General features: G+C 37.3%; 12 protein-coding genes. 8 read left to right on the top strand and 4 right to left on the bottom strand.

Annotation, left to right across the window (positions count from 1 at the left end; translation table 11 throughout):
• The 5 genes from ACTBZY_RS03135 to ACTBZY_RS03155 form a co-directional block, all read left to right on the top strand.
• A partial coding sequence (locus ACTBZY_RS03135) for a DUF5915 domain-containing protein (protein WP_463044874.1) occupies positions 1–1027 on the top strand: 1027 nt, incomplete at its 5' end.
• Positions 1028–1165: 138 nt separating this feature from the next.
• Positions 1166–1447, top strand: coding sequence for a pyrimidine/purine nucleoside phosphorylase (ppnP, locus tag ACTBZY_RS03140; RefSeq protein WP_111371024.1), 282 nt, complete (start codon positions 1166–1168; stop codon positions 1445–1447).
• A 1205-nt stretch (positions 1448–2652) separates the two neighbouring features.
• Positions 2653–5871, top strand: a complete 3219-nt coding sequence (locus tag ACTBZY_RS03145; RefSeq protein ID WP_463044875.1) for a SusC/RagA family TonB-linked outer membrane protein — start codon at positions 2653–2655, stop codon at positions 5869–5871.
• 63 nt (positions 5872–5934) lie between these two features.
• Complete coding sequence (locus tag ACTBZY_RS03150) at positions 5935–7464, top strand: RagB/SusD family nutrient uptake outer membrane protein (RefSeq protein ID WP_463044900.1); 1530 nt, start codon at positions 5935–5937, stop codon at positions 7462–7464.
• A gap of 161 nt (positions 7465–7625) precedes the next feature.
• A complete protein-coding gene (locus ACTBZY_RS03155) occupies positions 7626–8756 on the top strand; it encodes an MBL fold metallo-hydrolase (RefSeq protein ID WP_463044876.1) in 1131 nt (376 codons plus the stop codon).
• Between the two features lie 34 nt (positions 8757–8790).
• Here ACTBZY_RS03155 and ACTBZY_RS03160 read toward each other — a convergent pair whose 3' ends face one another.
• Positions 8791–9093 (bottom strand): YtxH domain-containing protein, encoded by a 303-nt coding sequence (locus ACTBZY_RS03160; protein WP_463044877.1) that lies wholly within the window; start codon positions 9091–9093, stop codon positions 8791–8793.
• Between the two features lie 52 nt (positions 9094–9145).
• Positions 9146–9670: a DUF7935 family protein gene (locus ACTBZY_RS03165; protein WP_463044878.1), complete on the bottom strand. Its 525-nt coding sequence runs from the start codon at positions 9668–9670 to the stop codon at positions 9146–9148.
• A 183-nt stretch (positions 9671–9853) separates the two neighbouring features.
• Here ACTBZY_RS03165 and ACTBZY_RS03170 point away from each other — a divergent pair, with 183 nt between their 5' ends.
• The gene (locus tag ACTBZY_RS03170; protein WP_463044879.1) at positions 9854–13570 is read left to right on the top strand and encodes an ATP-binding protein; all 3717 of its coding nucleotides are present in this window, start codon (positions 9854–9856) and stop codon (positions 13568–13570) included.
• A gap of 2 nt (positions 13571–13572) precedes the next feature.
• Here ACTBZY_RS03170 and ACTBZY_RS03175 read toward each other — a convergent pair whose 3' ends face one another.
• Positions 13573–14142 (bottom strand): NUMOD4 domain-containing protein, encoded by a 570-nt coding sequence (locus ACTBZY_RS03175; protein ID WP_463044880.1) that lies wholly within the window; start codon positions 14140–14142, stop codon positions 13573–13575.
• A 182-nt stretch (positions 14143–14324) separates the two neighbouring features.
• On the opposite strand from ACTBZY_RS03175, the gene ACTBZY_RS03180 reads away from it, so the two are divergent.
• Positions 14325–14972, top strand: coding sequence for an MBL fold metallo-hydrolase (locus ACTBZY_RS03180; RefSeq protein WP_463044901.1), 648 nt, complete (start codon positions 14325–14327; stop codon positions 14970–14972).
• On the top strand, positions 14972–15646 hold the full coding sequence (gene pssA, locus ACTBZY_RS03185; protein ID WP_463044881.1) for a CDP-diacylglycerol--serine O-phosphatidyltransferase: 675 nt from the start codon (positions 14972–14974) through the stop codon (positions 15644–15646). The genes ACTBZY_RS03180 and pssA overlap by 1 nt, the downstream gene beginning before the upstream one ends.
• Here the strand turns inward: pssA and ACTBZY_RS03190 are convergent.
• The gene (locus tag ACTBZY_RS03190) at positions 15617–16417 is read right to left on the bottom strand and encodes a M23 family metallopeptidase (RefSeq protein WP_463044882.1); all 801 of its coding nucleotides are present in this window, start codon (positions 16415–16417) and stop codon (positions 15617–15619) included. The genes pssA and ACTBZY_RS03190 overlap by 30 nt on opposite strands.
• Positions 16418–16442: the final 25 nt, after the last annotated feature.

The raw sequence follows: 16442 nt of genomic DNA on the forward strand, positions 1-16442 counted from the left end.
TGAGACTTATGAGCCTACCAAAGCCGGTAGAGCCATTCAGAATTTTGTGACAGACCAACTTTCCAACTGGTATGTGCGTCTTGGAAGAAGACGTTTCTGGAAAGGTGAACTGAGCGAGGATAAAAAACTGGCTTACGAAACATTGGGTGTTTGTCTTAAAACGGTAGCCAAATTGATGTCTCCAATTGCTCCTTTTTATAGCGACTGGTTATATAAGAACTTAGTGGCAGATTCAGAAAAAATCTCAGTTCACCTTTCTGACTTCCCTGTGGCCAACGAAGCCTGGATAGATGAAGACTTAGAAGGCTCTATGGATTATGCACAAAGAGTGAGCTCACTGGTGCATTCTTTAAGAAAGGGAAACCAACTGAAAGTTCGTCAGCCTTTGGCAAAAATTCTTATCCCAGTTTTATCTGAGCGTGTTCGTTCCCAGATTAGCTCTGTGGAAGAATTGATAAAAACCGAGGTCAATATAAAAGCTGTAGAGTACCTTGACGACGCGTCGGGTGTCTTAAGTAAGAAGGTAAAACCTAACTTTAAAACCTTAGGGCCAAAATATGGTAAAGAAATGAAAGCTGTTGCGGGAGCTATTTCTGCCATGGATTCTGCTGGAATAAAAGAACTTGAAGCGAACGGCAAACTAACTTTAAGTGTTGGAGAAATAGAACTGGCAGACGTAGAAATACTAACCGAAGACCTCCCTGGGTACTTAACGGCTCAGGATGGCAACCTTACCGTGGCCTTGGATATTCATATTTCAGAAGCATTAAAACACGAAGGAATAGCTAGGGACTTTGTGAATAAAATTCAAAACTACCGTAAAGACAGCGGTTTTGAGGTAACAGACAAAATTAACATCCAGCTAGAAAACAATAATCAGGAATTGGCAACAGCCATTACCGCAAACCAAGCCTATATCTGTGAAGAGGTTCAAGCTCTTTCTTTAATAGTAAGTGCGTCAATTACAGAACCTACAGAAATAGAAATGGAAGATTATGTTTTAATTCTTAACGTAAGTGTGGCTTAAGAAAGAATGCTTGTTGCGAGGTGTCTGATTTCAATATCGGACGTATAGTTAAATTAATCTCTAACAGAACTCAGACGACTAACATCACCTAATAGCAGACAAAAACAACCATTAGAAAATCATAAAAAATAAGTAAGCATGATAGAAGCAAACGTATATTTCGACAACAATGTAAAATCACTTGGATATGAAACGCCAGAAGGTAAATCTTCTATTGGCGTGATGGAGCCCGGAGAATACACTTTTGGTACTGGTGCACCAGAAATCATGAATGTTATTCAAGGAGCCCTTACTGTTCTTTTACCAAACGAAACAGAATGGAAAACCTTTAACGGAGGTCAGCACTTTAATGTGATTGGAGATTCTTCTTTTAAAGTGAAAGTAGAGACACAGACTTCTTATATGTGTCAATATATTTAGGAAAAAATCATACATAAGCTCATTAATAAGACTGGTACGGGATAAACCCTACCAGTTTTGTTTTTTACAGCCCTCCGGTTTTGAAATAAATAACGACCCTGTAAAATGTGAGTGAGCTCATCATAAAAGCGATATAGGAATCTATTTCATCCCAAACCAATAGTCTCCTAAACTTGCCTTTAAGCCTTTCTTTACTTCAAACAGGGTCCTCATGCATTCTTTAATAAGCTCATTAAATCTATTTTTTTGGCAGTGCCATGCCAGTAAACATAATCCTGCCAAGTATTGATATCCCATAACATTATCATTTTACTCCTTTATTAATTCATGAGCTTCATAAGTTCCTGAATTAACTCTTTCTACCGCTGACAAATATCTTTCTTTACTACTAACCGAACTCCATTAATGGATAGTCTCCTGCTGCATGGCATGATACTCTTTTAACCCGCTTTATTCATTAGAAAAGCTCCCGAAATTTATCGGGAACGTAGCTAAATTGCTTCCTATCGGCAAGCTCAGGGTAGACTGCTATGCTAATCTCGTTTAAGTGACTGATTTATTCCACTTTAAAACTCATTACGATTCTCCATTGCATAAACCGAGTTTAAGAATCCACTACCACTTTTTTATTTCGAGGTCAACTCGCCCTAACAGTTTCATTTTCCTCACATGTTATATGAAGATTAAATTTTAGTTATTTCTAAAATATGAGAAATTTATAACCAGTGTGGTTTTTAATTTTAAGTACTTAAGAATGGGTAATCGATAATTGGAACAAGAAATTCTTTTTTGAAAATCATAATCCGATCCAATGGTTTTTCTTACGCATTAAATGGCTCATATAAAGCGATATATATGGGCAAAAAAACACCTCTTCAATTTCACCTTTTCCTCAATCTTTACACACGTACCTAACCGTAATTACACCTCCCAATAATCAACTACTGTCAAAAAAAACAGACCACTTTTATAGTCAAATATTTAGGTTTTATAAGTGTCATTTAGTCGTTAAATCATGAAAGTGATAGGACTTGAAAATGGTCAGAATTCAGATATATTCACTTTAGTTCATTTGGTATTCACAAAAGATATTTATGTACATTATTAACAAAAAAGCAATATAGGAAATCATAAAAAATATCAATAATAGACTACTTTTAGTTAAAATTATTCAATCAATCACTCTTAATTAACTTAGGTATACTATGCTTAAAAATTACCCAATTCCAAAATTGTGGTCTGGAGCAATTAGAAATCTATCTGTAGCATCCGCACTGCTACTGTGCTCCGCAAACCATTCATTTGCAGAACTTTACAACGCAAATCCTAACAATTCCAATTTAACCACCTCAGAGAAAGTGGCGGTTGATAAAAGAATTACGGGAACAGTAAAAGACGAAACAAACACCGGAATCCCTGGTGTAAGTATTGTTTTGAAAGGTACTCAGCGAGGAACCATCACAAATGGGGACGGAACATACGCTATTGAGGTACCAGAGAGCGGTGCCATTCTTACTTTTTCTTTAATAGGTTACGGAGCTAAAGAAATATCTGTTGGCAATCAAACAGTAGTCAATGTGTCACTTGATCCAGACGATAAAATACTGGATGAAGTAGTGGTAATCGGATACGGTACTTTGAAAAAATCTGATTTAACGGGTTCTGTAAGTTCCGTTAAAGCCGAGCAACTTTTAGAAAGACCTGCTCCTTCTTTAGCACAAGGGCTTTCCGGTAGAATGGCTGGGGTTCAAGTGAGCTCCAACTCTGGAAGGCCAGGAGGAAGAACGCAAATTAGAATTAGAGGTTTTAGCTCTATTAACTCTTCAAACAACCCGCTTTACGTGGTAGACGGAGTCATGCTTCCTCAAGGAAACCAATCTCAGTTTACTTCGGCTATTGACTACATTAACCCAAACGACATCGTCTCTGTAGAAGTATTGAAAGATGCTTCTTCTACAGCCATTTATGGAGCTCGAGGTGCCAATGGTGTTATATTAGTAACGACCAAAAAAGGTAAAGCTGGTGCTAGTCAGGTAACTTACAATGCTGATTTTAGTATGAATACTATTGGGCCAAACAGACCTGAAGTATTAAATGCAGAACAGTATTTGGCTGTTGAAGATTTGGCATGGGCTAACATGGCGAAATACGATCCAAACGGATGGGCAGCAGGAAAATGGGCCTACCTAAATCCAGCTTTACGTCGTACAGACCCAAGAATTTTTGATGCCAATGGCAAACCTAAATATGACACCAACTGGTTAGATGAGAGTTCTCAGAACAGAGTTTCTCAAAACCATCAGTTAGGTTTTAGTGGTGGAAATCAAAAAACGCAACATTCATTCTCTTTAGGATATAGAGACGACCAAGGTTTACTTATTAATTCATACCTAAAAAGATATTCTGCAAGGTTTACAATTGACGATAACGTAAACAGCTGGCTGAAAGTAGGTGGAACATTGAACTACAATAACCAAACAGAAAACGTAGTTGACATTAACGATGCAGTAGCTCGTCAAATCGTAGAAGATTTTCCTTTCCTTCCTGTAAGATACGAAGACGGAACTTTTGCCAATAACAGAGATTATCCGTTTGCTGAAGGAACTATGAGTTCTGTACACAGATCTACAAACAGAAAATATATTATGAATACCCAAACCTCAATAGGTAGTGTTTATTCTAATATCAAATTTATGGAGGGTCTTGAAATGAGAACGGTTTTGGGTGCTAACATTAAAACCCAAGAAATTAACCAATCTCAAACAAGAACTTTGAACATTGGTGCTCAAGGAAACGCTTCTACCTATAACGGAAAAGAAAGCTTCTGGTCTTTAGAAAACTATTTAACTTATACGAAAGACTTCAAGGACATTCACTCGTTCACTGGTCTTTTAGGTTTATCATGGCAAGAAACCAACTTCTTTGACATGAGTGCGAGTGTATCTGGTTTTGCAACAGATTATTTCACGTTCAACAATCTAGGTGCTGGTGCCACTAATCCATCTGTAGGTTCTAGTGCAAACAGAAGTGCTTTTAACTCATACTTCGGTAGATTAAACTATGGTTTAATGAATAAGTACTTAGTTACTTTCACGGGACGTGCTGATGGTTCTTCTAAATTTGGAGCAAACCACAAATTCGCATTCTTCCCTTCTGGAGCATTGGCTTGGCGTGTGTCTGAAGAGGACTTCCTTAAAGGCAATACCGTAATTTCTAACTTGAAATTAAGAACAAGTTATGGTTTAACGGGTAACTCAGAAATACCGCCATATTCTTCTTTATCTCTTCTTAGCTCAAACTATTCTACGATCTATAACGACACTAGAGTATCTGGAACTGGTATTGCAAGACTAGCTAACCCAGACCTTAAATGGGAGAAAACAGCTCAGACTGACTTCGGTGTAGAATTAGGTTTATTGAATGGTAGAATTAATGTAGAGGCCGACTATTACTACAGAAAAACGACAGACATGCTTTTGGATGCTCCTGTTCCTCAAACGAGTGGTTATGCAACTATTCGTAGAAACGTAGGTTCTATGGAAAACAAAGGGATAGAGTTAGGTATCAATACCAATAACCTAAAAGGTGCTCTGGAGTGGACTACTTCGTTCAACATCTCTTTCAACAAGAACAAAGTACTTTCTTTAGCAACGCCTTCAGATATTTTCAACGTAGGTGGACCTAACTTCACTAATCCAACGAACATTATTAGAATTGGAGAGCCAGTTGGTGCTTTCTGGGGTTTAACAAGACTAGGTGTTTGGAGCGAAGCAGAACGTGATGAAGCAGCTCAATTTACCAGCTACAGAAACGGTCTTACCATGCTTCCTGGTGATATTAAATACCTAGACGTCAATGGTGACAAAGCCATTACAGACGCTGACCGTTCTATCATCGGAAACGGAAGTCCTAAAGGATGGGGTGCTCTTACTAACAGTCTTCGTTTTAAAGGCTTTGACTTCTTGTTTGAAACACAATTCATGTTCGGTAATGACGTGATGATGATGAACCTTCACCCAAGTGAAGACCGTCAAGCTCTAGCTAACAGTTATACTTCGGTATTAAATGCTTGGACACCATCAAACCAAAACACGATGATTGCGGAAATCAGAGATACGCGTGCTGGTTATGTAACAAACGTGGATACACAGTGGATTAAAAATGGCTCATTTTTAAGAGGAAAAAATGCCATGCTGGGTTATACTTTCCCATCAGCCACAACCGAAAAATTAAAATTAAGCCGACTTAGAGTTTATAGTTCTGTTCAAAACTTCTTCTTGCTAGTTGAGGATAAGATTGTAGGAGATCCTGAAACAGCTCCTACCAACCAAGGAAATGGCAACAGTGCCTTCTCTCAAGGTATGATCTGGCATAATTATCCTAAGCCTACTACTTACATGTTAGGTTTACAGGTTACATTATAATAACACTCAAAGTATTAAAAGAAAGACAAAATGAAATATTTAATAAAAAACCAATTCGGTAAAATGATACTTAGTGTTATCATTTTATTCAGCACTGCGAGCTGCTCAGATTTTCTGGAAGAGGTAGCTCCATCTAACCTTAGTCCAGACAGCTTCTATCAAATCCCTGACCACGCTGAAGCAGCCTTAGCTTCTGTCTATTCAGACATGCGTTTCATGGGTAATGGAGCTGGTATATTTTCTGCTAACTGGCAACTTTTAGAAGCTTTAACAGGAACAAGCACTACTGAAACAGCTCAAAACTCGGATTTGAACAACCTTTATGGTTTGGTTCACGACGGAAACACGGCACACGTAGTTAACTACTGGAATGGCCTTTACAAAGTAATAGCTCAAGCCAACCAAGTGTTGGATAAAGTCCCAGCTATTACGCCAATGAACGAGGCTCAAAAAACCAAAATTTTAGGCGAAGCTAGCTTTTTGAGAGCTACCGCTTATTTCACAGCGGTAAGACTATGGGGAGATGTTCCATTAATCACAAAACCACAGACAGCTGCTTCTGAAAATTTCTTACCAGCAAGAGCTCCGCAAGAAGAGGTTTATGCCCTTATAGAAGCTGACCTTAAGAGAGCCGAAGCTGCAGGCTTATCTTGGATGGATGCCACAGGTAGAGTAAGTTTAGCCGCGGTAAAAGCACAAATGTCGCGGGTTTATTTAACCATGGCAGGGTTTCCATTATCAAAGGGAGCTTCTCACTATCAATTAGCTGCAAATAAAGCTAAAGAGGTAATGGATTACGCCAAAGCTAACCCTACTCAAATAGCTTTGTTTGACACCTACACTCAAGTACATCAAGAAAACTTGAAGAATACAAAGGAGCACCTATTTATGCTTCAGTATAATAATGTGGTAGCTAGTAATCCTATGGATAACATGTACCCTAACTTTAAGCCTGTTACTTATAATGGACCGTCAGGTACGGGTAGTACTGTTCCTACTACGGCCTTTTATAACTCTTACGAGAAAGGAGATTTAAGAGCTAAGAATCAAGAAGGATACTTCTATAACACTTACTTCACTAATGGAAATGGTGCAGAGTTTGACCTAGGAGCGTCTTATATTTTCAAGCACTTCAACAAAACATCTAACGGAACCAAAGGCGTGGCCGGTTCTAGAAACAACAATCTGAATGTTCCACAAATTAGATATGCCGAGGTATTATTAATATTTGCAGAAGCTCAGAACGAACTAGGTAACCCTACACAGGATGCTTATGATGCTTTAAAGAAAATACGAGACAGAGCCACCTTAGCTACTCCGGCCTTAGGAACATACACTCAAGCTTCTTTCAGAGAGGCGGTTTGGAGAGAAAGATGGCATGAACTATGCTATGAGCAAATCACATGGTTTGACATGGTCAGGCTTAGAAAAGCCTATAATGAAAAGACCAATGGTTTTGATAATTTTGTGGGGCATATTAATGGCAGCTCTAACCAAGCCCTTCAAGAAAAACACTTATTGCTTCCACTAGGAAAGCAAGAAATGTTAAATAACACGAATCTTAAACCTCAAAATCCCGGGTATCCTAGCTAGGTCATAGCACATATTTTATTTTATTTAGCTCCTCACTACTTTTGAAGTGAGGAGCTTTTTTATGTAGCAGAGAAGGAATTGAAAACATTTTCTAAAGAAAACATACTACATGCGAACTAATAAAATCGAAAACCGCTTTTGTAAGTGATTACTCACATACTATGAAAAGAATCTTGAAAATGATATTCATCGGAATCACAGTCTTACTGCTTTTGATAGTAGCGGGCACCGTTGTATTTATGAATTTCCATCCAGTTTTTGGAGGGAAACCAACAGAAGCAAAGAGAGAAAACTATCTAAAGTCTAAAAACTATAAAGATGGACTTTTTATAAATGCCATAGAAACCACCATGGAAATGGGAACTTGGGAAGCCCTTAAAATGATTCCCGAATACCTGGACAAAGCAGGAAGAGAACCAAAAGTGAACCTACCAGTTCAAAAAATTGATTCCATAGACATTCAAAAAAGAATAGGCGACTCCACTCGAATTACTTGGTTTGGGCATTCGGCTTTTCTTTTAGAAATCGACGGATTAAAAGTACTCATTGACCCCATGCTTGGTGCTAGTCCATCACCCATTGCTATGATTGGCTCCAAAAGATATAGTAAAGACCTTCCTATCGCGATTGAAAAACTTCCTGAGATAGATTTAGTTATTTTCTCTCATGACCACTACGACCATCTAGACTATGAGTCTGTGTTGAAACTTAAAGACAAGGTCAAACAGTTTTACGTACCCTTAGGCTTAGCCAGTCATTTAGAAAAGTGGGGCGTAGCTTCTGATAAGATAAAAGAGTTAGATTGGTGGCAAGAAGCCGACTTTGAAGGATTAAAATTGGCTTGTACGCCAGCCAGACACTTCTCAGGAAGAGGTCTATCAGACAGGTTCACGACTCTCTGGGCGTCATGGGTCATTAAAGGACAATCAGACAACATCTACTTTAGTGGTGACAGTGGTTATGGCCCTCACTTTAAAGAAATAGGTGAAAAATATGGCCCTTTTAATTTCGCCATGATGGAATGTGGGCAGTATAACGAACGCTGGGATAATATCCATATGATGCCCGAAGAAACGGTACAAGCGAGCATAGATATTAAGGCAGAGCAAATGATGCCTATTCACTGGGGGGCATTTACCTTAGCTTTACACCCTTGGCAGGAATCGGTTGAAAGAGCTACAGCAGCTGCTGAAACCGAAAATGTAAAAATGGTATTACCAGAAATTGGCCAAACCATTTCCTTGAGACATGAACCACTACCCAATGATAAGTGGTGGCGTAAATTTTTGTAAATCATAAAAGGCGAGCCTAAAGCTCGCCTTTTAATTACGTTGTTTTGGGCTTAGTTCCTCCAATAATTTCCTTTATCATCTCTCCTGCCTCTGGAAACTTCTCTTTCAGCATGGCCAAAGTATCAGCAAGCTTATTAGACGCCTCACCTTTTAATGCTTCAAAGTATTCTGGAGCTTTATCTATAGCACCCTCGGCCTCGTCCTTTAATTGTGTTCCCTTGGTCTTTAAGTCCTCCATAAGCTTTTCGCCCTCTTCAGTTTGAAGATACTTATGCATTGCCACTCCAGCAGCCGCTCCCAAAATGAATGTTGCCAAATGTTTTGATGTAACCGACATATTATTATCCTTTTATATTTTTAGAAATTTACCAATAAAGCAGTAAAGAATCCTATTCAAACAGAATTTTAACTTCCTTTTTTAACATCAACAAGGCATTTCGAGTAGGGTCACGCTCTTCGTTAATCACTTTATCAAAAATTTTCTTTGAAAGCTGAATAGCCGAATCGTCTGGCTTAAGTTCCGAAGCCGCTTGATTAACCAGTGATAGCATTTCATTCATGGCACCTTTAACCTCTTCCCAAGCCTCTGCTGATATATAAATTTGCTGAGCCAGATTATGGTAATATTCCTCTCTTATTTCCTTTAAAAGAATAGCCTGAAAATCATTCACATGAACCGCTCTATCAAAAAGCCTTAATAACAAATAATTAGGTGTAATTCGCTCCAAAAAAAGTGTCATACGCTCATAAGCCTGAAGTCTTAACGGTGTTATGGCTTCGTTCGATTTGCTGTTTAGCTCTAACTTCCTAAGATCATATTGCTTATTCAAAAAAGATTTGGCCAATACATACATACCTATCAACAATAAGCCCGCTGGGACCATGATCTTCAACAAATCTTCCATTATTTTCATATCAATTTCTATTCGGTCTAAATTTCCGATAATATTCCTTCCTTCGAAACAATTAATGATTTTTCTTATTAGTAACCTAACCTTAGTGTATTTTATAAATCGCAACAAAACTCCATAAACCGCAAAGTCATTGGCACGGTTTTTTCCCTATCCATTGAAATTAGATAAGCGTTAAACACTTAAATGATCTCTTCCAAAACAAAAAAAATCACGCTACTCGTATTAGCTGCAATAAGCCTTATTGCGGCCTTCTTGAGCAATCGGTTGTTGGAAGAGAACACCCCAAGAGCTTCAGAAAAACATTATGGAGAGGCTGTTCAAAGCAAAGTATTAAAAAGCTTAGAAGCCGCCGACGAAGAACTTACAGAAATTACCGGCTTATTTCAAAAAAGTGATCAAGTAAAATTTGCTGAGTTAAATCTACAGACTGTATTTCCTTACTACATTTTTAGAGACGGTCACTTGATCTATTGGTCAGACCACCGATACATTCCCGATTACGAGTGGATCTCCACTTTTCAAGAAGATGGGCTTCTCGCTAAAAACAATCATATCAATATTGTCAAAAAACAAGTTTTCTATTACCGCAAACAAAAATTAGAAATTGTTTCTCTAATTCCACTCTACCAGAAATTCAGAAACGAAAACGACTATCTTAAGTCTGGCTTTGATAAAAGGATACTTCCTACTAGTCCTTTAACCATTGGAAATGCCCAAAGCAAATTCGACTATCTTAATATTAATGATAAAAACAATCATTTCCTTTTCTCCGTAGTTCCTCCTAGGGCAGAAAACCTGAATTCAACAGAGGTAACAAACCAATCTCTAATATTGACCTTTATAGGCTTATTCCTTTTCGGAATTTTCTTGTTCCTGCACATCAGATTATTATGTTCTACTTCGCAAATAGAATTGGCCGCGTCCTTACTATTGGCATATATCATTACCATTCGTTGGTTCATGCTCGCCAACAGTCTTCCATTTGCAATAAGTGAAGGAGACTTGTTCAACCCCAAGTATTTTGCCTTAAATAAGTTCGCCCCTTCTCTAGGAGATATCATCCTTAACACAAGTTTCCTAGTTGTATTTGTTTCCTTTTTAATTAGCCATTTTAATAAGTCCCAAGCATATTTTAAACTTCAAAGCTCATCTAAGGTCGTTAAAAGTATCTTTTCCGTTCTGGCTGTTATAGTTACTAATTTACTTGGGCGTTTAGCTTTCATACGTCTTTCGTCCATTTATGAAAAATCGTCATACCTCTTAGATTATTCTTTTAGCATAGACTTTAATCATCTCAAATTAGCCGCGATAGTATTTTTCATAATACTAGCGTTTGCATTCTTTTTATCCCTGCACTTCCTAAGTACTTTATTCTTAAGGGTAAACATGAATCAGAAATTCGGGATTTTACATTGGCTTTTGGGCGTTCTGATATCCATATTAATATTACTCTATTTAGGTGAACTATCATGGGTATACATGCTGGTATCTGTATACTTCTTGATTGTATACTATTTTAAACTATCCAGATATCTTCATTCATTTAAGTACAATACTTCCATTTACTTTTTCTTGGGGGCATTTGTCTTCACCTTAATGACCGTTCAAGTTATTAAAACTGAATCTGTCAAGAAAAATGTTTTCGACAAACAGAATTATGGTTTACGTTATTTGGCAGAAAACGACGCTCTTGCAGAAGGTCTTTTAACAAAAGTGATTCAAGGAATTAAAGAAGATTCCAATGTGGTTAAAAGTATAAAAAGGGAATTACTCCCAAAACAAGCCGTAGAAAGTCTGATTAAGCAAAAGCACTTAGATTTATATTTTGATAAATACAATACTGAGATACTCTCTTTTGACAGTAATGGAAACCAACTGGGCATAAAAACGCCCTTACCGAGTCTTTTAGAGCTGGAAGAACAATACAAGAAAAATAAATATAAGACGGATAACCCTAGCATATTCTTCATCAACGAAACAGGAGAGCAGTTTATAAAACAATACGTCGTATTTATACCTTTAAATGGGAATGCAGGTTCAGTGATTTTAGATTTCAAACTAAGAGATGGCTACGCCGAAAGTGTATACCCAGAACTTTTAATGGAAAAAAGGTTTGTCCAGAATCCTGATTCAAAATCTTATAGCTATGCCATATTTAATAAAAAGAATGAGCTCGTTTATACCTATGGAAAATTCAATTATCAAAAATCTATCGACCTAAACATTTTAAATAATCCTGACTTATTTAAGAACGGTATACAAGTCAATGATTTTGAACATTTAGGAGTAAAAGGCCAAAATGGAAGATCAATTATCATTTCTTCGGAAAACAACATCTGGATCTCCCTCCTCTCGGACTTCTCTTTTTTGTATCTCTTTTTGGTACTTATTATCTCTTTTGTTATACTTCTGTATGCCATAAGAATAGGCTTGAGAAAACTAAGAATGAATTTCTCTACCAAAATTCAGATATACCTGAATGCTGCATTCTTACTTCCATTCTTACTTATACTTTTTGCCATAATTGGAGTAATAAGAAGTACCCTGCTTACTATTCAGGGAAATTTCTATTTAGAAAACACTAAAAATATTGGCTCCACAGTAAGACTTCATTTGCAAAATTTAGAAGATGGAAAAAGTAGTGAGGCCTTTTTTAAACAAGAAATTAATAAGCTGGCACAAGACACTAAATCCGACATCAATTTTTTCAATAATGATGGCATATTAACTTTGAGCTCTAGACCACTTATTTATGAATATCATTTACTTTCTGACCGCATAAACCCTCAGGCTTATCAATATATATTGGAAGAGCACGAGAATGAAATCCTTCTGGACGAATCACTCGGCAAGCTAAATTATAAGGCCGTTTATCTAGCCCTTAAAAACAGAGAGAACAAAAGGCTTGGTGTGATAGGTGTTCCATTTTTTGATTCATCTAACACTCTTGAACATCAGTTAGAAGAGGTTTTTACTACTATACTTAGCATTTGCATTGCTCTATTCTTGATTTTGCTTATTCTCTCTTATTTTGCGTCAAACCACCTCACAAATCCATTAAAAATGGTGGCTCAAAAAATTAAGAAAACGAGTTTAAGTAAGCAAAATGAGCCTATTGTTTGGGAAGCACAAGACGAAATTGGGGTATTGACTCAATCTTACAATAATATGCTTAAAATGTTGGAAGACAGTAAAGACGCACTTTCTCAAAGTGAAAAGCAAACGGCTTGGAGAGAAATGGCCAAACAGGTGGCACATGAAATAAAGAACCCATTAACTCCGATGAAGCTCACCATTCAGCAGCTTCAGAGAACTTTACCCTCTCTTGATGAAAAAGCTCAAAAGAGAATAGAAAGGGCATTAGTTTCTTTAACAGAACAGATTGACAATATCTCCGAAATCGCCAATTCTTTCTCTGAGTTCGCAAAAATGCCAGTTCCGAGAAGTGAAGTCTTTGAACTTTCAGGTCTAGTTCAAAAAACCGCCTACCTGTATGCACAAAATAATAAGGTGGACGTTTCCATCGAAACAGAAGAAAAGGAACTTCTTGTAAGAAGCGACCATCAACTGATCAACAGAGTAGTGACCAACCTTATTATTAATGGAATCCAATCTGTACCAACCGATAGAAAAGCAAAAATCAATATCAGAGTTTACAAAAATGATAAAGAGAAATTTGCCATTATTGAGGTAAAAGATAACGGAAGCGGTATCCCAGAAAACGTTAGAAACAAAGTGTTTTTACCAAATTTTAGCACCAAAGTTGGCGGATCAGGACTTGGGCTAGCCATGGCAAAAAGAGGCGTTGAACATAGTGGTGGAAACCTATGGTTTGATACTGAAATCGGTATAGGTACCACTTTTTACGTTGACCTGCCTTTGGCAAGCAGCCTAGGATAACTTTATTCTTCTTCCACCAATTTCACATGACCCCAGTTTTCCCCAGACCTAATTCTGTTTAACTGTGTATGCGTAATACCAAACTGCTTGGCAATCATTTTTAATCTAGACTTGTCAGACTTTAGCATTTTCTTAATCATCATCACCTTTGATTCATTAAGCTTATAATTTTTAGATTTTGCAGGTCTAGGTCTATTAATTACATTTGGGTTTTTTCTGTTGTGTTCTAGCATTTCTTCCTTGGTCACCCAAAGAAGGTTGGAGTAAATGTTGTTTAATTTGTCATAGTCTTTGTGGATTACAAAGCATTTTTCTTCAGAACTTTTCGTTACAAAAAAAGTTGCGACTAGTTTATGAATATAGCGATTAAAAGATTTCCCTTTAGGGAGACGAATGTTGAGTGAACGATATCCTTGAATTACAGATCCTTTCAAAATTTTTCCTTCGGCATCATTTTGAAAACTCCTTAGTCTTCCATAATTAGAGACTTCATAATGTGGTGGATTCTCTAAGTCTGGAACGCTAATTTCAATTCTTTTCCATTGCTCACCGGAGTGGTTGGGCTTGGTCATTTTTTGGGGTTTTATTTTAAATACATTGCTATTTAGCTAAATGATTGATATTGTGAAAATTAAAAATATAAAATTATTTAACGGTAACAATACTACCTAATTAAATGCCATTGAATATAACTATATTACAAATACAGTTTCCTTCATTTGCACATTTAGACGATAAGCTTAAAAAAAGTAACATGCACAATATTAAAATATTTACCTTCTCGCCCTTTAGTGAAAACACCTACGTTCTATGGGACAAAATGGATGAAAATAATGAAGCGGTAATTATTGATCCCGGCTGTCTATCTCAGTCAGAAAAAGAAGAACTAAATGGATATATCCTTAAGGAAGGTTTAAAACCAGTAGCTTTACTGCAAACTCACACTCACCTAGATCATGTATTTGGTAGTGCGTATGTAAAAAGAAAATTTGGCGTAAAAATGTATATGCATAAGTCTGATCTACCTGTGTTATCTGATGTGGAACTAAGATGTAAAACATGGGGAATACCTGGCTATGAACCTGTGGAAGCGGATGAGTTTCTTGAAGAAGGCGATAAATTTGAGTTTGGGAACACCACTTTAGACATTGTTTTTGTTCCTGGCCATGCTCCTGGGCATATTGCATTTATAAATCATAAAGAGCGATATATTATAGGAGGAGACTGTCTTTTTAAAGGAAGTATTGGAAGAACGGATTTCCCCTTATGTAGCACAGAAAAACTAATGAATAGCGTTAAAACAAAGTTCTTTACCCTTCCAGACGATTACGTGGTTTATGCTGGGCATATGGAGCCTACCACCATTGGACATGAAAAATCAACAAACCCTTTTTTTAATTAATGAAGATATTCACACTCCCTAACTTTATTACACTAGGAAATCTCCTTTGTGGAATTTTCGGAATAGTCTTTTTAGCCGACGGAATGATTCACGAGGCTGCCATCCTTATTCTGATAGCATTGCTTTTAGATTTCCTTGACGGCTTTGTAGCCAGATTAACGAATTCCCATTCTGAAATAGGAAAGCAGCTAGACTCTTTGGCTGATATGGTGAGTTTTGGCGTTTTACCAAGCTTAATATTGCTTTATCTTATGCAAGATGCTGGCTATCTAAAATATGTATCGCTACTCCCAGCCCTTTCCTCCGCTTTAAGGCTTGCAAAATTCAATATTGACACAAGGCAAACAAACAGCTTTAGAGGCTTACCTACCCCTGCTAACGCCATGGTGATTGCATCATTTCCCTTCATCATTGATCAAGGGTTCACATTTCTTAATGATATAAGCTTAATAATTATTTTTAGTGTTTATGCTGTTTTTGTGAGCATCATTCTAATCTCAGATGTGCCTATGATTGCATTGAAATTTAAAAACCGTTCATGGGAGACTAATAAAGTAAGATACCTCTTTTTAGTGAGTTGTCTAATCTTATTACTGACGTTTAAGTTTGCAGCTATACCTATGATACTAGTCCTTTATATTGGTCTATCTATTTTCTTCAGTGCCGATGAGTAAACTACCAGGGAAATGAGAACTTACTGAAGTAGGAATATTAGAAGGTTTCTTTCTCTCCAAAAAATTTGCAGTTAATACCTTCCTCGGATAATGCTTTGGAAGCTGCGTTTTATAAACCGTCCTGGCATTTTTAAGCCACAGGTAATGATCTACTGGCGTGGGGTTAAAATCACTGTCTATTTTTAGGAACATTAAATGAAGGTGTGTGTCCGAGCGGTTGGTTTTGGCATTAAAACCTGTCCGTCCAACTTCCGCTATTTTATCTCCTTGCTCCACCAACTGGCCTTCCACCACATAAACCTTACGCTGATGAGCATAATACCACAAGCCACCAGACTTAAAATCATAGAGCCAAACGTAGTTTCCGCCACGATAACCACTCTCTTCTTCCCAATCCTGCTCTACGGCAATAACCACTCCTTCATTCACTGCCAAAACATCCACGTAGTCATCATCAATATCATCTTTCTCGTCCTTATTACGGTCATAGATGAAAATATCATGAGCAGGATGGCTTTTGGCTATAGAATGGTCAAAAAGATCGAAATGTCTGCCATAAAAACCTCTGCCTTTACCACCTACAGACCTATAATTTTTTTTCTTCAAAGGAAACACCAAATCCATGTTTAATGAATCATAATCGGGAGAAGGGTATTCCATTTTAATATCTTTTAAAATCCGCTTAAATTCAAGCTCAGCCTGCTTGGGCGTAATTCTCTGCTCTCTTATTTCCACCAAGAGCTCTTTAAAATTTAAAGGTATTCCATCCATTTTGTCCCTGGACTGCAATTGGCAT

Source organism: Arcticibacterium sp. (assembly GCF_055134445.1).